This window comes from Luteimonas yindakuii (assembly GCF_004803715.2).
GTDB lineage: Bacteria > Pseudomonadota > Gammaproteobacteria > Xanthomonadales > Xanthomonadaceae > Luteimonas > Luteimonas yindakuii.
Genome location: NZ_CP039383.2, coordinates 1,359,106 through 1,375,167 on the forward strand (window position 1 = coordinate 1,359,106; position 16,062 = coordinate 1,375,167).

General features: G+C 64.3%; 19 protein-coding genes. 13 read left to right on the forward strand and 6 right to left on the reverse strand.

Features of this window, described 5'->3' with window-relative positions:
• Nucleotides 1-131 precede the first annotated feature (131 nt).
• A complete protein-coding gene (locus E5843_RS06175; protein WP_141065795.1) occupies nucleotides 132-542 on the forward strand; it encodes a hypothetical protein in 411 nt (136 codons plus the stop codon).
• Nucleotides 543-644: 102 nt separating this feature from the next.
• Here E5843_RS06175 and E5843_RS06180 read toward each other — a convergent pair whose 3' ends face one another.
• Nucleotides 645-1,175: a transposase gene (locus E5843_RS06180; RefSeq protein ID WP_341867489.1), complete on the reverse strand. Its 531-nt coding sequence runs from the start codon at nucleotides 1,173-1,175 to the stop codon at nucleotides 645-647.
• Here E5843_RS06180 and E5843_RS14525 point away from each other — a divergent pair.
• The 3 genes from E5843_RS14525 (at nucleotide 1,174) to E5843_RS06190 (ending at nucleotide 3,232) form a co-directional block, all read left to right on the forward strand.
• Nucleotides 1,174-1,479: a hypothetical protein gene (locus E5843_RS14525; protein WP_341867490.1), complete on the forward strand. Its 306-nt coding sequence runs from the start codon at nucleotides 1,174-1,176 to the stop codon at nucleotides 1,477-1,479. The genes E5843_RS06180 and E5843_RS14525 overlap by 2 nt on opposite strands.
• 111 nt (nucleotides 1,480-1,590) lie before the next feature.
• The gene (locus E5843_RS06185; RefSeq protein ID WP_136412138.1) at nucleotides 1,591-2,463 is read left to right on the forward strand and encodes a PIN domain-containing protein; all 873 of its coding nucleotides are present in this window, start codon (nucleotides 1,591-1,593) and stop codon (nucleotides 2,461-2,463) included.
• Nucleotides 2,464-2,668: 205 nt separating this feature from the next.
• Complete coding sequence (locus E5843_RS06190; protein WP_136412139.1) at nucleotides 2,669-3,232, forward strand: hypothetical protein; 564 nt, start codon at nucleotides 2,669-2,671, stop codon at nucleotides 3,230-3,232.
• Between the two features lie 243 nt (nucleotides 3,233-3,475).
• Here the strand turns inward: E5843_RS06190 and E5843_RS06200 are convergent, their stop codons facing one another.
• On the reverse strand, nucleotides 3,476-3,766 hold the full coding sequence (locus E5843_RS06200; RefSeq protein WP_136412140.1) for a hypothetical protein: 291 nt from the start codon (nucleotides 3,764-3,766) through the stop codon (nucleotides 3,476-3,478).
• Between the two features lie 288 nt (nucleotides 3,767-4,054).
• On the opposite strand from E5843_RS06200, the gene E5843_RS06205 reads away from it, so the two are divergent.
• The 7 genes from E5843_RS06205 (at nucleotide 4,055) to E5843_RS14110 (ending at nucleotide 10,299) form a co-directional block, all read left to right on the forward strand.
• Nucleotides 4,055-4,432, forward strand: coding sequence for a PH domain-containing protein (locus E5843_RS06205; RefSeq protein WP_136412141.1), 378 nt, complete (start codon nucleotides 4,055-4,057; stop codon nucleotides 4,430-4,432).
• Between the two features lie 171 nt (nucleotides 4,433-4,603).
• Nucleotides 4,604-4,927, forward strand: a complete 324-nt coding sequence (locus E5843_RS06210) for a hypothetical protein (protein WP_136412142.1) — start codon at nucleotides 4,604-4,606, stop codon at nucleotides 4,925-4,927.
• Nucleotides 4,928-4,992: 65 nt separating this feature from the next.
• Complete coding sequence (locus E5843_RS06215; RefSeq protein ID WP_166815914.1) at nucleotides 4,993-7,749, forward strand: DUF3427 domain-containing protein; 2,757 nt, start codon at nucleotides 4,993-4,995, stop codon at nucleotides 7,747-7,749.
• Between the two features lie 46 nt (nucleotides 7,750-7,795).
• Nucleotides 7,796-8,164, forward strand: coding sequence for a hypothetical protein (locus E5843_RS06220; RefSeq protein ID WP_136412144.1), 369 nt, complete (start codon nucleotides 7,796-7,798; stop codon nucleotides 8,162-8,164).
• Nucleotides 8,165-8,386: 222 nt separating this feature from the next.
• On the forward strand, nucleotides 8,387-9,298 hold the full coding sequence (locus tag E5843_RS06225) for a hypothetical protein (protein WP_136412145.1): 912 nt from the start codon (nucleotides 8,387-8,389) through the stop codon (nucleotides 9,296-9,298).
• 65 nt (nucleotides 9,299-9,363) lie between these two features.
• The gene (locus E5843_RS06230; RefSeq protein WP_141065797.1) at nucleotides 9,364-9,828 is read left to right on the forward strand and encodes a hypothetical protein; all 465 of its coding nucleotides are present in this window, start codon (nucleotides 9,364-9,366) and stop codon (nucleotides 9,826-9,828) included.
• A gap of 231 nt (nucleotides 9,829-10,059) precedes the next feature.
• The gene (locus E5843_RS14110) at nucleotides 10,060-10,299 is read left to right on the forward strand and encodes a hypothetical protein (protein WP_136412147.1); all 240 of its coding nucleotides are present in this window, start codon (nucleotides 10,060-10,062) and stop codon (nucleotides 10,297-10,299) included.
• A gap of 604 nt (nucleotides 10,300-10,903) precedes the next feature.
• Here E5843_RS14110 and E5843_RS06235 read toward each other — a convergent pair.
• The 3 genes from E5843_RS06235 to E5843_RS06245 all read right to left on the reverse strand — a co-directional run bounded on the left by E5843_RS06235 (nucleotide 10,904) and on the right by E5843_RS06245 (nucleotide 13,174).
• Complete coding sequence (locus E5843_RS06235; protein ID WP_141065798.1) at nucleotides 10,904-11,104, reverse strand: hypothetical protein; 201 nt, start codon at nucleotides 11,102-11,104, stop codon at nucleotides 10,904-10,906.
• A gap of 349 nt (nucleotides 11,105-11,453) precedes the next feature.
• Nucleotides 11,454-11,993: a hypothetical protein gene (locus tag E5843_RS06240; RefSeq protein WP_141065799.1), complete on the reverse strand. Its 540-nt coding sequence runs from the start codon at nucleotides 11,991-11,993 to the stop codon at nucleotides 11,454-11,456.
• Complete coding sequence (locus E5843_RS06245; RefSeq protein WP_244240847.1) at nucleotides 11,990-13,174, reverse strand: PAAR domain-containing protein; 1,185 nt, start codon at nucleotides 13,172-13,174, stop codon at nucleotides 11,990-11,992. The genes E5843_RS06240 and E5843_RS06245 overlap by 4 nt, the downstream gene beginning before the upstream one ends.
• A gap of 117 nt (nucleotides 13,175-13,291) precedes the next feature.
• Here E5843_RS06245 and E5843_RS06250 point away from each other — a divergent pair, with 117 nt between their 5' ends.
• Complete coding sequence (locus E5843_RS06250) at nucleotides 13,292-13,972, forward strand: hypothetical protein (RefSeq protein ID WP_141065800.1); 681 nt, start codon at nucleotides 13,292-13,294, stop codon at nucleotides 13,970-13,972.
• A 115-nt stretch (nucleotides 13,973-14,087) separates the two neighbouring features.
• Nucleotides 14,088-14,534, forward strand: a complete 447-nt coding sequence (locus E5843_RS06255) for a DUF3597 family protein (protein ID WP_136413050.1) — start codon at nucleotides 14,088-14,090, stop codon at nucleotides 14,532-14,534.
• Between the two features lie 25 nt (nucleotides 14,535-14,559).
• Here E5843_RS06255 and E5843_RS06260 read toward each other — a convergent pair whose 3' ends face one another.
• The gene (locus tag E5843_RS06260; RefSeq protein WP_141066133.1) at nucleotides 14,560-16,056 is read right to left on the reverse strand and encodes an MFS transporter; all 1,497 of its coding nucleotides are present in this window, start codon (nucleotides 16,054-16,056) and stop codon (nucleotides 14,560-14,562) included.
• Between the last annotated feature and the right edge of the window lie 6 nt (nucleotides 16,057-16,062).

Below are 16,062 nucleotides of genomic sequence, written 5' to 3' on the forward strand. Positions count from 1 at the left end.
CTGTTGCCGGTAGAGCCGGCGATCTGATCGGCAAGAGGTGCTGCCGGCTCGGCGCTTGATACTATAAGATTTCAGTTGAGTTTGAGCATATTCCAGCTATGAATAGTTGCTCAAGAGATACAGGAGGCTTCATGTTTGGCCCCAGTAAAGACGTGCTAATCAACCAGCTTGTGGAAAGTTGGAATGAAATATCGCACGCGACGACTAGCTGTGTTCGCTTCTTCCGAAGTGGCAGCGGTTGGCAGTGGGTTGTGGCAATGGAGATTTTAACCTACAAGGATGAGGTTGAGATTCATGTGGTGCTTTGTTCTAGCCAGCATGCCGGGGACAAACTGATCGAAATAGCTGTCGATCGACCGAACCAGCTCGGGTTCTCCTCGGCACACCGCATTTTCGGTCCGTTTATGCAGCTTCTCGACGAGAACCTCGGCGTTAAGAGTGAAGCGCGATGGAAGCAAGATATAGACGAATACGGAAGGCTGAGGAGCAGGAACTTCGAATCTACGCTAAAGGATAGTTCGGACTGGCGACCTACGGAATAACGAGGCGGTTTGAATGGTCATTGGCGACGATGGCGTGCGTGTTCCGCTCCGTAACCGCGCGTGCGGTTGGAGGACTGAGCGGAACGAATAACGGGGTCAGGTTCACTTCCCGTGCGAGGCCTTGCCTGGGCGGTGCGCCGGTCGGGTGCCGGCGAAGCGCCGGGTTTTGGCTTCCACCATGGCACGGAAGTCGTCGCCGCCCCAGGCGCGTTGTTGCTGCAGGTAGAGCCGGATCTCGTCGAGCTGGTCGGCGGGAAGGGCCTTGTCAAGCAGGCTCCGGTAGGCGGCGTTGCGTGCTTCGGGCGACGTGCCCAGCGCGTGCCATGCAGGATGCGGGGTGAGCTTCGAGTGCGGGCGCTGGCCAACGTTGGCCGCGCAGCTCGACCAGCGGTAGGCCACGGGATCATCCGTCATCCGCGCGCGCACCGGATTGAGCTCGATATAGCGATAGCAGGCGAGGACGTACCGCTCGCTGTCGACCAGGCATGCCTTGTAGCGGCCCTCCCACAGGGTGCCGCTGCGTGCATGGCGTGCGTTGAACAGGCCGACGTACTGGCGCCCGAGGCGCTGCATCAGCCGGCTGATCGCGCCGGTTTCGGGTGGTGTGGCCAGCAGATGCACGTGGTTGTCCATGAGCACGTACGCGCAGCTGTACGCCGGTGGCGGCCAGCGCCTCGCCCAGCAGCGTGAGATAGCGCAGCCGGTCGCCGTCGTCGAGGAAGCAGGGCAAGCGGTTGTTGCCGCGCTGCACGATGTGCTGCGCTACGCCGGGCAGGTCGAATCGTGGCAGACGGGCCATGTCATGGATCGTGGGCGGCCGCTGCCGGTGGAGCGATCGCCGCCCACCGTGCAGTGCCGTCGGGCTTCCGGACGCAGCCACGTCGGAAAGGTGGACCCGACCCCGTTTCAGACCCGACGCAGCACGTCAAAAAAGTGAACTTGACCCCGTTTTCAATCCGTAAGTTAAAGCTTATCGCTCTTCGACCGGCTGGTTTATCGCCACGGACGTCGTCGGGTACAGTCACCTAGGGCGAAACGGGGACATGGATTGAGCCTGGAAATTTTCCTGATCGATTTCGAGAACGTGCAGCCCACCGGCGTGGGTCGGCTGCGGCTGGTGCCCGGCGCGTGCCGGATCATGCTGTTCCTCGGCCAGAACCAGAACAAGGTGCCGATCGAGTTGACCCGGGCGCTGCAGCGGTTCGGCACCGATGTCGAGTACCTGAGCATCGCGGGTAGCGGGCCGAACGCGGTCGACTTCCACATCGCGTTTTACATCGGCCACTTGGCCCAGCGGCATCCAGGTGCGAAGTTCACCATCGTGTCCGGCGACACCGGCTTCGATCCGCTGGTGCGTCACCTGACCGCCACGCTGAAAATCGAATGCCGCCGGATCAGGGCACTGCCTGGGCAAGCCGAGACCAGGGTGACGTCAGCGGTGGCCGTGGCGCCTGCTGCGGCAGCGGTTGCAGCCGGGCAGGGCGCAATGGTGTCATCCACGGACACAGCCGCCGCCTCATCCGCCCTCCCCGCTGGCGGCAACGTGGTGGCGATCAAGCCAACCGCGATCTCTCAGGTGGCACAGATTCCCGCGGCGGTCGCGGTGGCCGCGCCTGTGCAGGCCAAGCGTGGGAAGGATGTCGAGGTCACGGTACTGTCCGAGTCGACCCCGGCGCCGAAATCCAGGGCAATCGCGGCGGACGTGGAGACGTTCACCGCGCAGGTGGTCGAGCGTCTCAAGGGCTTGAAGCACGCCAGGCCCGCGACGCTCAAGACGCTCACGTCTTCGCTCACCTCATGGGCGACACCCGCGCCAGGTGCGCGCGTCGTTCCGCAGGTGATCGCGCGTCTGAAGGACCGCAAGCTGATCGCGATCGAGGGCTCGAAGGTGTCATATCGATTCAAGGGACCGATCCGGTAACGCGGTCAGGTTCACCTGGTCGCACGTCGTAGCAAGGTTGCGTCGCCAGGGTTGTTATGTCGAAGCGGTGGAAGAGCCGCTGTTATCGTGATGGGGGGGTGTGGTGAAACGGAATTGGTTGCTGGTACTGCCCCTCATGCTGACCGGTTGCGGGGTAGGTGAGCATGACTCCGAGCGACGTGAGCCCCAGCGGGCCGGACAACCGTTGACGCCTGTGGAGACCGCCGCGCGGATGGCCGCGATTCGCGGATCCGCGATCCTCGGCGATCAGGAAGGAGTGCGGCGGGGCATGGAGGCGTTCAATGACGACTTCCGCAGGTCGATCAAGCTGGCCGACCCGGCCCGCAAGGTGGATCGTGAGGCTGCGCGGGCGGCGATCCGGCATGTCGATGGCGTCAGGTCAGTCGCATGGATCGACCACGAGAATCTGCTGGTAATCGTGGCGACGAACGAGGCCCGCAGTCAGCGCACCATCGATGACATCTGTATCGAGCTGGAGCCGCTCGGCGATACCCTCGGGGTGGTCGTGAACCTGCAGAGCGGGGCAGCAAGGTCGGGAGACGAGCTGGAGATCCTCAGTCGCAATTGCCAGCTGGTGCCTGGGGACAGGGCCTTCATGCAGCGGCATCGGCAAGTGGACGTGGTCCCGCCGGAGTTGCGCGCCGAACACAAGCGCAACAACGCCCATCCGCCGGCCGATCCGGAACGTCTAAGGCGTCAGCAGGAAGAAGCGATGCGGATCCTGGAGGCTACGACGCCCGAGATGTGACGGCGGGAGTAACGCCGTCAGCTTCTTTCCCGGGTGAGGCCGTGCGCGGGCGCTGTGCCGGCCGGGGTGCCGGCGAGCCGCTGTCCGAAGTTGGCCACGCAGCTCGACCAGCGATAAGCCCCGGGATCACTCATTCGCGCGCGCGCCGGATGAGCTCGATGTAGTGATAGCAGGCGAGGACGTACCGCTCGCTGTCGACCAGGCACGCCTTGTAGCGGCCCTCCCACAAGGTGCGGCTGCGTTTCAGGACTCCGAGCCAGACAGGAACCGATCCTGCTCACGCACGACCTGCCCGTACTCGACCGACTCATAGGCATCGATGCAGTTCATCAGCGAAAGGTCGGTCCCCGGCATCTTCGGTACCGCGGGACGCTCGACCACCCAGTTATCGAAGAAGCGGCGGACATTTGCGTAGGCCTCCTCGCTGCCGTGCGCGCCCAGCTGGAAGTAGCCGTTCATTGCCGCGCCGCCCTGGGCCGCACGGCCCTCGACATGCGCCGCCACGCAGTAGGCCAAGCCCCATTGCTTCAGCATCAGACGCGGATCGTCTGCCGCAGCGGGAGTGCTACAGGCTGCCAACAACGCCAGGGCCGGGCGGGTCCACTTCCTGTCGGGAATACGCCACGTCATTCGTTGCGCCCACGGGGTGGGAGACAACGGGGGCCCGTTCGTTCCTCCGGTCGATCGCAACTGGTGATCCATATGCTTCCCCCTCGGTTCCTCGCGTCCCCGGTGCGCCATGTGCGTGCCGGGCACCGGCCATCGTAAAGTGTTGCCGCCATCGTGCGATAACGTGGCGACACCCACTTCATGGAGATTGCGATGGGACTTTTGGACGGCCTGCTTGGCAACGCATCGAAGATCGAACCTGCACAGATCCAGCAGGAGTTCTCCAAGGTGCTCGCGCCGGGCGAGCAGGTGGAACACGCCTACAAGCTGATCCGCGACTACTTCGTCTTTACCGACAAACGCTTCGTGATCGTCAACAAGCAGGGGCTGACCGGCAGCAAGGTCGAGTACCACTCGATTCCATACCGCAGCATCACCCACTTCAGCGTGGAAACGGCCGGCTCGTTCGATCTCGACGCCGAGCTCAAGATCTGGATCTCGGGCACCCCGACGCCGATCCAGACCCAGTTCAACAAGCAGCTGAGCATCTACGAAGTCCAGGCCGTGCTGGCGTCGTACGTGCTGCGCTAGTGGCTTGGTTGGCGGGGTCGGGGGAGGGCACCGCAGGGGGCGCGCAACAGATCACGTCAGTGCTTGCCGCAAAGTGGATGCGGCGATCGAGTTTTGAGGGATTCCACACCCGAAATGTAGTCGGTACACAGCAAGGCGATTGCCAGCCTCAACATCAACAGGGGGAAGAGAATGAATGCACAACCAGATCAGGGCGCCGTTCTCGCAGCACCTATTGCTAAGCAAAGCGCCATCGGTGCGTTCTTCGACACAGTGCTCGGCGTCATCATGGTCACGTTGCTCGCTGCAGGCCTGATCGCGCTGACGTTGACGTGGCGTTCGAGTGACCTCGAGTTCCTGGGGGACAATGAGATAAAGGTCACCCGGGCCACTTGGTGGGGATTGATGGAAACAGTGACCAGGCTCGAGGTCTCGCCGCAGGGCGGTTGGATGGTCATTGGCGACGATGGCGTGCGCGTTCCGCTCCGTAACCGCGCGATGCGGCTAGAAGATTGATTCAAGAAGAAATGCCAAGCCCCCCGTCTGAAATCGTCGTCGGCAATTTGCCAGGTCAGCGCAGGATGCTGGATGTCGTTCGTGGGGCATTTCGCTCCGCGCGTGACGTCTCGATCGCCGTGTCGTTCTTCCGCTATAGCGGCCTTGGGTTGGTGGCGGATGAACTTAGGGCGCTTGAGCAACGCGGAGGGACTCTGCGGCTTCTTGTCTCGACCTACATGTGCGTGACACAGCCTGATGCACTGCGTGCTGTGCTTCGATTTCCGAATGTCACCGCGCGTTTGCACCTTGCATGTTTGGAAGGAGCGAAGAGCCAAGGATTCCACGCAAAAATGTACGTCATCGATGAGCCGTCCGAATGCTGGGTTGGCTCGTCGAACTTCACGAAGGGTGGCTTGTCGACCAACATCGAAGCCAACTTGCGTCATGCGGGAGCAGTTGAGGTTTCAGCCGCACAGACACTGTTTGAGCAGTTGTGGTCTCGCGATGATGCAGTGCCGCTGACCATGGAAGTGATCGAGACCTACGAGAGAAGCATCCCCAAGCAGGTCTCCCTTGCTCCTCCGAGCGGGCGCTCCCTGCTCGATGTGCAGGGCACCTACAACGCCCACGTAAAACCGAACGCCGCCCAAGCGGAAGCGTTAGACCGCCTGAAGGAGCTGCGTGAGAGCGGTGAGCGGCGTGCCGCGATCGTCGCGGCACCGGGTATCGGCAAGACGTTTCTCGCTGCCTTCGATGCAAGGGCACGCAACGCAAGATCGCTGTTGTTTCTGTCCAATCGCCTAGAACATCTGACTCAAGCGCTACGCACCTTCCAGCAGGTGTTCGGCAACAGCCGCATCTTCGGTGAGGTTTTCGGCGGACAAGCGGAGGCTCAAGCCGACTTCGTGTTCGCGACGGTGAGCTCTGCGAGCAACAGTACTGCGCTGCTGGAGCGTGAATTCGACTACGTCGTCGTGGACGAGTTTCACCACGCTGCTGCGAAGTCCTACCGAGCGCTTATCGATCGGCTGTCGCCCAGATTTTTGCTGGGCTTGACGGCTACACCAGAGCGGCAAGATGGACACGATGTACTGGCCCTATGCGACTACAACGTCGCCTACGAAGTACGTCTCGTCGAAGCAATCAACCGCGGTTGGTTGCTGCCGTTCCACTACTTCGGGGTATCCGACGACAGCGTCAATTACAGCGCTATCCCATGGCGTAGCGGATTCGACCCAGAGCAGCTGGAAATTGCGCTGATGGTCGAGGCGCGCGTCGACGCCATGCTCGAACAATGCCGGCTCCGTGGCTTCGACGGACCGAAGCGTGTCGCAGTGGGGTTCTGTGCAGGCGTCCGGCATGCGCGCTACATGGCCGACGCACTGGTGAGGCGCGGCCTGGAGGCACGCGCGGTCACTGGGGCTGATAGCGTCGCGGAACGCGAGGCGATCTACGCGCGGCTGCAAGACCCATCGGACCCGTTGGAGTGGCTTTTCGTTGCTGATGTGCTGAACGAAGGTGTGGACCTGCCAGCGATCAACTGTCTCGTGTTCCTGCGTCCAACCGAATCCGCGACCATCTTCATCCAGCAGCTCGGCCGTGGACTTCGGCTGACCCCGCATTCGGAAGTTCTGACGGTGCTCGACTTCGTTGGGCACCACCGCACGGCGTGGCTCGCAGTCGAAGCACTGAACGACAGGGCCGCGCCTATAGGGCCGACGACCGTACGCGAGCTCGACATCACGCCGCCAGAGGGATGCGAGATCGTGCTGGATGCTCGCACGGTCGAGATTCTGGAAAAGGTTCGGCGTTTCGCCCCCTCCCGCAAAGACGTGTGCCTCGCCACGTACAAGCGCCTCAAGGAGGAGCTGGACATTGCAAGGCCACATCTAGTCGACCTCTTGTCTGACCCGGGGATGCCGACGCCCTCCGACGTGCGCACGGCTTTCGGTAGCTGGATCGGAGTGCGATTGGCTGCTGGTGACACGGAGCCGTGGGAGAGCCGAATTGCAGTGGGCGGCCCCGCGTTCGATCTGTTGCTTGCCGCCGAGAAGGACTGGCAGGCACAGCGCGTCTACGCGTATGCCGCTCTGTGGGGCATGTGCGCCAGGCCGGACGATCCTATGTCGGGCTACGAGGCCTTCTACGCGCGCTTTCCGCGCTGGCAAGTCGAGTACAAGCCATTTGCAGAGTCGAAGGTCGCCGAGACTTTGAAGCGCAAGCTCGGCGAACTCTTTGACGGGACGAGGCTGGTGGACACCGTCTTGCGCGAGATCCCGAGCGACTGCCTGCTGGCGGAAGTAGAAGGGCGCCTGCAGTACACGCTGGAGAATGACTTCCGACTCCGCCATGGCGGCGTCCTACGACGACCTGCAGATCTTGGGTTGCATCGCAGCTATAGCCGACCGGAGATCGTGAACCACTTTGGAAACCAGTACGACCCGGCGCGTCATAACAAGGGCGTGCTTCGCTTCGAGATAGAAGGCGGGCACACGGTCATCATCACCAAGCTCGATACGAGTGGCGCGGTCCAGCGACATCAGTATGTCAACGCGCTTGTGGGTGCTTCCCGGTTTCTTTGGACGAGCCAAAACCAGCAGGCGCAGGACAACAGCTCAGGCCGGGAGATCCTCGAGCATCGGCAACGGGGCAACACCTTGCATCTGTTCGTCCAACCGGGATCCCATAGCCCTGCAACGTATCTCGGTGTCGTCGATGTGGCAGCGGTTGAGGGCGACCGCCCAATGCGCGTGACCTTTGACTTGCGGCATGTCGTACCGCCGGCTGTGCTAGCGCAACTAGGCGCCGGAGACCCCTCACTGGAGATTCGCAAGGGCTGAGACTGCGCCAGGCCAGGCTGGCTTCCCGCATTAGGAGAGCCATCTCATGGAGCAGCCATCTAGCATCTTCGAATACTTCTATCGCGACGCCGGCAACTTCACGACGACAGGTCGGCTTCGCTTGTCGGGCATCGACGATGCGGCCGATGCCGAAATTAGGCGTTGTCTAGACTGGGGTCACCAATTCGTCGCAGAGCAGGTGGGCGTCCCATCGTTGTGTAGAGAGCACTGGGAGTCCGTCGGCGACGGACCGTCCGATCTCGATCACGCGTATCACGAGTTCGGCGGGTTGCGGCCGGCCACTCCAGAGGACGCGACACTTGCCGTGTGGGGGCCCGTGAAGGCGATGGTGAGCCGCATGCGATCAGCGGCCGGGAAGTGGGACGTCACCCTCTCGCCGAACTGCGATTTGTAGCTGAGAGGTCGCCGCTCGGCGCCGGCGACTTCCTACTTCCGATTCGGAAAAATCCGACTGCACAGTCAGCATTTCAGTGCACCCCGTCGCCGAAATCCCCCTTGACCCTCTGCGATACTCGCTCCCGCTCCGTCGCCCTTGGCACGGATGTACGCCACGGATCGGCGGGGCAGGGATGCGCGGGCGGGCGCCCGCGTGACGACCACACGGAAGCATAGGGAGATGGATGTGTCGCAGAACCTGATTTCACTGGATGTCACGGACGAGCAGGTGCAGGGCGTGCTGGCCGCGCTCGGGCAGATCGAGGCGGCGTTGCCGGACCTGTTGTCGATGGAAACCGGCGACCGCCGCGGGCTGATGCTGATGGGCCCGAAGTCACGTCTGGGGCCCGCAGATCCGACCAACTGCGAGCAGGCTTCCGGGTATCGGCGCGCTTCCGCACCCAAGGTCCCACGCCTTGTACCGCTCGTTCGTCGGTCCTGCCGAATCAGCCTGCTCGCCCTCACTGCAGTCGTGCTTATGGGGTGCAATCGACAGCCGCCGGCTGCGCAGCCGGAGGAGTTGGAGCCGCACAGCAGCTTCGAGGTGGGCTACCGCCCCTCGATGAACACTGCCCACGCGGTGGCGAATCGGTTGCAGGGCAGTGGTCTGGGCCTCGAAGGTATCCAGGTGCCGGGCTATGCCGATCTCGAGTTCTTCCCGATCACCCGGCCCGATATGTTTGAGGAGTCGCCGGCAATGCAGCGGCTGCGCCGCAGCGAACAGCCACCGGATCTCGCCGACATCGACTTCGACACTCAGTTCGCCTTCCTCGTGGCGCATCCGGGAGGGAACTCATACGCCAATCTGCGCAGTGGCCAGATGGCGCAGTTCTTCTCGGATGTGGCGGTGTCCTATACCGACGAGGCCGTGGTGTTGCACCTCGAGGCCAGCCGGCTCGGCACGCTTGACCCAGTAGCGGCGATGTCCGGCGGGTGGGCCGGGGACATTTACGCGGTGCCGCGGCGCGATCGCGGACAGGTCGAGGTGCATCTCGACGATCAGGTGTATCGGTATTCGCTGATCGACGGCTTCGGCTTCGACTCCAGCGCAGGTACCGGTGCAGATGCGGAGAAGGATGGGCCTGCCAACTGACCGGCCCGCGGCCAGCTCGCGGGGCGAGCGCCGACTTCTCGTCGGCACCGGCTTTGGAGACGACGATGTCTATGCGCATGACACCATTTCCCGAAAGCCTGCTGGCGAAGGCCAGGGTCTCTATGCTGGTGACGATGACGCTGCTTGGATCCGCATGCCATGGCAGCGTGCTACGCGCCCCTGAGTTCAGGGTGGTGGAAGTAGGCGGTGTGGAAACCGATCCGGCTTCGTCCGCGCCCGAGTATGCGGGGCAATGCAGGAGCTGGACGATGGACGTGGAGTCAGTGTCCGCTTTCTTCGTACTGAGTGAGCGGATCAGCTCTCGCCAGTATCACCATGACTTTGAGGCCGCGCCGTGCAGGGTGAGGGGTGTGGTGCGGTATGGCGACGAAGACTGGCGATTCCAGGTCAACGGTGCGGCAAAGGGCGCATGGACAAATGGTTCTCAAACCATCTACTTCGGGTGCACTCAGGACGCCTGCTCGCGGGTCGTGATGTGGCAACACGTGCCGATGGATGCAGTCGATTGATGCATCGACAAGAAGTTTTTCCGGCCGAGTGGCGCGGCACCGGTCCAGGCAGCATACGAATGGCGGCTCTTTTATCCTCGATCTGCCAGTACGGGGTGAAACGCATTTCCGGTAAGGCCCAACTTCAGAGACGGAACTATGGAACCAGCTGATCACCCAGGGGCTGTGCACGCGAACTCTGCGGAAGGGCCGACTGGCAGCTGGGCCGTTTGGTGTTTCGTTGGCCTGCTGTTGTCCACCATGGTGGGGGTGATTGGTATCCATTTTTTCGTGGGCAATGGGTCGTTTGCACGTGCTGGGGCGTTGTTACTCGTCATGGGAACAACCGGCCTGCTTGCGCCTTTGCTGTCCATCACCGCATTTGCTCAATATCTGGCACGGGGTCGGGTCGGAGCGCGTCATGCTCTTTGGGGTGGTCTGATGCTGGGTTTGCTTGGCGGATGCGTCTGGTTGGTCATACTGGGCGCATGATGTTCCGGCTGGGGGGCAACCACGGTTGCGGTGCGCTGACTCTCTTCGGGTCGGCTAGCGGGACGAGTACCCACTCGCTGCAGGCGTCCCGCAGACGCTCCAGTCGAGTTCGCCGCGGATCCGCGGCACCAGCACGCCTCGCACCGCCGCCCCATGCTCCACCAGGCAGAAGTCCGCTTCATATTGGCGCAGCACCGTGGGGTCGCCCCGGCCCGCGGGGTTGGCGATATCGCCGGTGATATGCACGCCATAGCGGGGCGCCGGGCCGCAGTGTCTCGTCAGGCAATCCATCGCGCGGGTGAGTTCCAACCCCGGCGTGATAAAGGCACTCGCCGTGGCGGAGGCGCGTCCCCCCACCCGGGCTGTCCCATTGCAGCACGGGCACCCAACCATCTTCGGCCAGGAGGTTGACAGTCATGGAAGTCACCACGGGCGGGCTGCGTCTGGATTCCTCGGAGTTGGGGATCGAGAAGCACACGCCGGCCCGATCGAGCGAGACGGCCGCGGCCTGGTAGGTGCCACGCGGTTGCGTGCACCCGCCGATGCTGGGAAGCGCCAGCAGATGGTGCCGAGAACCGTTCCATCCAGACATGGTGGCCCCGGTTTATTGATCCACGTGCAGCGCAGGACCGTCGTCGGATTCGTGGCAGACGCTCCAGTCGAGCGCACCCCGGATCCGCGGGACCAGCGCGACCCGATACGCGCCCTGGCCGGTCGGCAGGATGCAGAAGTGGCGGCTGTAGCTGCGGCTGTGGGTGGCGTCGCCATCAGGCGATGGGTTCGGGACCTCTCCGTTGATCTCCACCACGTATCGCTCGCCGGGGCGGAGTGGAGGAGCTGCAAAGGAGGGTGAAGTGGCGGCTTGCGGCGCCTCTCCATAGCGAAGGCAACGATCGGGAGGCAGCACAGTCGGAGGTGCGACAGGCGTCGCCCAGTGCCAGAGGTCGACCCAGCCACCCCCGGTTTGCCGACTGACCGAGATCGCAGCGAGCACAGGTGCGGTGCGCCGGCTCTCTTCGGTATCGGCCACCGAGAAACATGCGGTATCGCCGACCCACGTCACCGTGGCGTGCTGATAGGTTCCGCGTGGTTGGTTGCACCCTGCCGCGAGTGGCAGCAGGGCAAGAAGCAGCATTGGTGCCCGCATCATTCGGTCACCTTTTAGCGGCGGAGTGCCCGCTCTCCGCAGGCGTCTCGCAGACGCTCCAGTCGAGTTCGCCGCGGGTCCGCGGCACCAGCTCGATTCGCATCGACGCCGCATGCTCCACAAGGCAGAAGTCCGCTTCATATCGGCGCAGCACCGTAGGGTCGCCCCGGCCCGCGGGGTTGGCGATTTCGCCGGTGATATCCACGCCATAGCGGGCGCCGGGCCGCAGTGTCTCGTCGGGCAGTCCATCGCGCGGGTGAATCTCAACCCTGGCGCGATAAAGACACTCGCCGGGGCGGAGGCGCGTCCCCCCGCCCGGGCTGTCCCATTGCAGCACCGGCACCCAGCCATCGTCGGCTAGGCGGCTGACAGTCAAGGAAGTCACCTCGGGCGTGCTGCGTCTGGATTCCTCGGAATCGGGGATCGAGAAGCAGACGCCAGCCCGATCGAAGGAGACAGCCGCGGCCTGGTAGGTGCCCCGTGGTTGTGTACATCCGCCAATGCCGGGGAGCGCCAGGAGTATGGCGCCGAGCAGGATGGGCCTCATTCGGTCACCTTCGGCAGGTTGTCCGTCGCGGCAGGGTCGGAAAGAAAATCCCGCAATGTCCTTTCATATAACGGCAGCACGTCTCGCATGGTGTGGTACCTCGGTTCGCTTACATTCCGCTGGCCTTGGCGGAACCTGATGAGGAAGTAATCCGCGAGGAGGTTCCCTTGCGCCTCCAGGTTGTAGTCGCATAGCAACTTGTTGGCTGTCAGTTCATAGCGATAGGACATGTTGGGTCGGACACCCCGGATCCGCTTGAGGGGGTAGCCCAACTGGTATTGCCATACATGCGTCATCTCGTGCACGAAGAGATGTTGCCGGGGGAGCCGCTCGCGCGAAAAATCGGCCGAGAACAGGTTGCCCGGAAGGAAGATCTGGCCGTTCGGCGCCGTCGCGGTGTCGTCCGGTTGGAAGCCGAACAGCAGCCAGTAACCGTGGTTGTGGAGCTTCACCGCGCTGTAGTCGACCGCGGTACCGAACAGAGGGCGAAGCAGGGCGATCTCGCCTTCGGTCAATCCTCGATCCCTGGCGCGCGTCGTCGCCCGGTGCGTCGAGGTACTCAGGCCCGCCGGGCTGGTGCTTGCACCGTCAAGATCGATCGATACGGGCTGCGCGGACGGAAGGCTGCCACAGCAGGCCGGAAGTGCATGGGGAGTGTCGAGCTCCGCACGCAGGATGGCGACCGGGTGCTCGGTGTGCACCCGGGCACTGCGACCTTCCTGATCGGCAGTGCCTTGCAGGATGGTGCCGTCGGCGAGGTGGAGGGTGTAGGCGATGTTCGCCAGCGGCTCCCCCGTGGGGCCAAGGAACTCGATCTGCTCATCGCAACCGGTGGATAGCCCGGCCGCGGCCTCCAGGATCGAATCCTGCGGCCGGGTGACAGCGGGTCGAAGAGAACGTCCTTCTTCGGAACCCGGGTCAAGGAACACCCGGGGCTGCACCACGGCGACGATCCTGCATCCGCAGGCCAGGGCGCTGCCGTGCAGGGCCACCGGATGTCCATCAACGGTCGTGGATACGTCCCCATCCACGATAGGGAAGGCCCCCTGGTGCTGCGGGCATGTCGCCTTGTCGGTGACACGCGCGACGGGCCTGCCTTCGATATCGGTAAAGGGCGAACCGGTGATGACCTTGCCGCCGCTCGTGGTCGCATCGCCAACAACAGCCCACATCCGTGTCATGTGCCCCTCCCTGGGAATTGATCGCGGCCAGTGTCCCCGCGGGATCATGAGGCCGCAAGAGGTGCGCCACGCGCCTGGCCGGCCGGCCAGCGGCGAGCCGGGTGCTAGGCTGGGTCGATGGATGAATCAACGATCTATGTGGATCAGCTTCGCCGTCTGGTGATGGAAGGCCACTTACGGGGTGCGCTCGAGCTTCTCAATATCCAGTCCGGGTACCGCTTCACCGCCATCTACCGGCTCGGCGCGACGCACGCCGAGAACTTCATGCTGGTGGACCGTGACCGCGAGCCGGCGACTCCGTTCACCGCTGACATCCCGCTCGACGAGACGTACTGCCACAAGGTCGAATCCCTCGCCGCGCTGGTGATCGAGGATGCGTCATCCGATGCCCGGCTCACCACCCACAAGTACCGGGACATCGTCCGGGCCTATTGCAGCGTGTCCCTGCTGGAAGCCGACGGCTCGAAGTTCGGCACGCTGTGCCAGTTCGATACCGCGCCAAGGGTGACGTCCGAGGCGACGCTGCGCCTGATGCGGGAAATGGGACGCATGCTGCGTTCGGATGTCATCTCCACGCCTTACCGCCGTGCCGATATCGACGAGCGCGTCGATCGCCTGTCGGACATGCGCGGAATGATCTCCGAAGCGTCGCTCGATGGGGACGACGCCCTTTCGACATTCGACATCTATGCCGGCCCGCTCATTGCAGAAGCCGGGCAGCGGCTTCCTCCGTGCGATGCGCTGGAGGTCTCCGCACGGATCAGCGACATCCGCAACGCGCTGCTCGACGGGCGGTAAAGCGACCTGCGGCGTCGCCCGGTGCTGCTGCCGCTTCGGGATGACGGGAGCCGCTTCATTCGATCTTTGCGGACCGGCCCACAGGATGGGGTCTCCCTTCTCCGGAGCCTCATCCATGGGCCTGTTCTCGAAAATCGCCGACCGCATCTTCAACCGCAGGAAGGCGTCCGCACCTGCCGCGGCGCCCGCCGCAGGCACGCCGGCGCCGGTCATCTTCACCGGTAGCAAGGACGACCCCAGGGTCTCGCCGCCCGCGCGCAATCCCGTGCCGGCCGCCACGCCCGCACCCGCGCAGCCGGTGGAGCCGGTGGACGTGGAGGCCGTGCTCACCGGTATCGCCGAAGAAAAGGGCGGCAGGAGCGACTGGCGCAATTCCATCGTCGACCTGCTGAAGCTGCTGGACCTCGATTCCAGCCTGGACGCGCGCAAGGAACTCGCCACCGAACTCGGCGTCGATGCCGGCGCGCACGGCAGCGCCGAGCAGAACATCGCGCTGCACCGCGCGGTGATGCGCAAGCTGGCCGAGAACGGCGGCAAGGTGCCGGACGAGTTGAAGGACTGAGCGGTACGGCGGTCGCGGTGTCGCTTTAGCCGCCGCGATCCGCCTTGGCATCCCCGGTCTGCTTCGGGATGAAGACCGCGATCGCGACCAGCGCCGCGATCGCCATCAGCGCGGTGAACGCCAGCGCGACCATGCCGGCCTCGCGCACCGCCAGGTTGTCCTGGCGCCCGGAGAACTCGATCACCGCACCGACGGCCTGCACGCCGCCATCCGACAGTGCGGTGAAGAGGGCGGCGGCGATGGCGACGCCGAACGCGGCGCCAAGCGCGGACGCCATCTTGTAGATGCCCGAACCGGCACCGGCCTGGTCGCCCGGCAGGTTGGACAGCGCAGCGTCGGTGGAGGGCGTGGCGTAGAGCGCCAGCCCGAGCCCGAACAGCGAATAGGCGACCGCCGCCACGATCACGTACTGCGCCTGCAGCAGGTGGGTGGCCATCAGCAGCACGATCGCGGCCAGCACGATCTGCGAGCCCCACAGCATCGGCCTGCGCGGGCCGAAGCGCTGCAGCAGTTTTTCGCCCACGCGGATGAAGGCGATGATGAAGACCGCATAGCCGAGGGTGAGGTAGCCGGCGGTCGCCGCCGCCAGCCCACCCGCGCCCTGCAGCACCCACAGCGAGACCGCCAGCGCGCCCGCGGTGCCGTTGATCAGGAAGTTGGAGAGCGTGGCGCCGGTGAACACCGGATTCTTGAGCAGGGTGAAATCCACCAGCGGGTGGGGCGCCTTGAGCTCGGCATTGGCGAACACGCCGAAGGCCACCAGCGCGACGGCGAGCAGGGCCCAGGTGAGCAGGTTCCCCCAGCCGAGGCTCGAGCCCTGGGTGACCACCACCAGCAGCGCGGCCAGGCCGACCGCCAGCGAGACGATGCCCGCCCAGTCGGTGCGGCCGCTGCGCCCGGCCAGCGGTGCGGACTCGGGGATCTGCCGCATCAGCAGGATCGAGGCCACCGACACCAGCGCGCCGAGGATGAAGATCGCGCGCCAGCCCAGCGCGGTGGACGCCATGAAGCCGCCGAACAGCGCGGCCAGCCCGGAGCCGCCCCAGGTGCCGATGGCCCACATCGACACCGCGCGCTGGCGGTCCCGGCCGTCCCAGTAGGTCTTCAGCAGGGCCAGGGTGGAGGGCATGATCGCCCCCGCCGCCAGGCCCTGCAGGATCCTGCCGAGGATGACCATCGGCGTGGCGGCCGCCCCGGTCGAGAACGCGATCAGCAGCGAGCCGGTGATGCCGAGCAGGTTGCCGGCCATGACGATGCGCACGCGCCCCCAGCGGTCGCCGAGCCCGCCCAGCACCACGGTGAACATCCCGGAGAACAGCGCCGACAGCGAGATGGCGATGTTCATCACCGGCATCGGCATGCCGAGGTCGCGCGCCATCAGCGGTCCGATGTTCATCGCGGTCTGGGCGAACAGCCAGAACGTGACCACGGCGCACACGATGCCCAGCAGTGCCGAGTCGTTGCCGCGGAAGCTGCCGGCACCGGAGGCGGGGTGCGCAACGGCCGTGATCGCGATCGGCATCGGCAC

What these genes read in the sequence shown, in the direction of transcription:
- E5843_RS06220 (WP_136412144.1), top strand. Translation starts at nt 7,796, where the DNA reads ATGGAGCAGCCATCTAGCATCTTCGAATACTTCTATCGCGACGCCGGC.
- E5843_RS06245 (WP_244240847.1), bottom strand. Translation starts at nt 13,174, where the DNA reads ATGACACGGATGTGGGCTGTTGTTGGCGATGCGACCACGAGCGGCGGC.
- E5843_RS06210 (WP_136412142.1), top strand. Translation starts at nt 4,604, where the DNA reads ATGAATGCACAACCAGATCAGGGCGCCGTTCTCGCAGCACCTATTGCT.
- E5843_RS14525 (WP_341867490.1), top strand. Translation starts at nt 1,174, where the DNA reads ATGAGCACGTACGCGCAGCTGTACGCCGGTGGCGGCCAGCGCCTCGCC.
- E5843_RS06205 (WP_136412141.1), top strand. Translation starts at nt 4,055, where the DNA reads ATGGGACTTTTGGACGGCCTGCTTGGCAACGCATCGAAGATCGAACCT.
- E5843_RS06215 (WP_166815914.1), top strand. Translation starts at nt 4,993, where the DNA reads ATGCTGGATGTCGTTCGTGGGGCATTTCGCTCCGCGCGTGACGTCTCG.
- E5843_RS06200 (WP_136412140.1), bottom strand. Translation starts at nt 3,766, where the DNA reads ATGCTGAAGCAATGGGGCTTGGCCTACTGCGTGGCGGCGCATGTCGAG.
- E5843_RS06230 (WP_141065797.1), top strand. Translation starts at nt 9,364, where the DNA reads ATGTCTATGCGCATGACACCATTTCCCGAAAGCCTGCTGGCGAAGGCC.
- E5843_RS06260 (WP_141066133.1), bottom strand. Translation starts at nt 16,056, where the DNA reads ATGCCGATCGCGATCACGGCCGTTGCGCACCCCGCCTCCGGTGCCGGC.
- E5843_RS06250 (WP_141065800.1), top strand. Translation starts at nt 13,292, where the DNA reads ATGGATGAATCAACGATCTATGTGGATCAGCTTCGCCGTCTGGTGATG.
- E5843_RS06255 (WP_136413050.1), top strand. Translation starts at nt 14,088, where the DNA reads ATGGGCCTGTTCTCGAAAATCGCCGACCGCATCTTCAACCGCAGGAAG.
- E5843_RS06225 (WP_136412145.1), top strand. Translation starts at nt 8,387, where the DNA reads ATGGATGTGTCGCAGAACCTGATTTCACTGGATGTCACGGACGAGCAG.
- E5843_RS06240 (WP_141065799.1), bottom strand. Translation starts at nt 11,993, where the DNA reads ATGAGGCCCATCCTGCTCGGCGCCATACTCCTGGCGCTCCCCGGCATT.
- E5843_RS06180 (WP_341867489.1), bottom strand. Translation starts at nt 1,175, where the DNA reads ATGGACAACCACGTGCATCTGCTGGCCACACCACCCGAAACCGGCGCG.
- E5843_RS06175 (WP_141065795.1), top strand. Translation starts at nt 132, where the DNA reads ATGTTTGGCCCCAGTAAAGACGTGCTAATCAACCAGCTTGTGGAAAGT.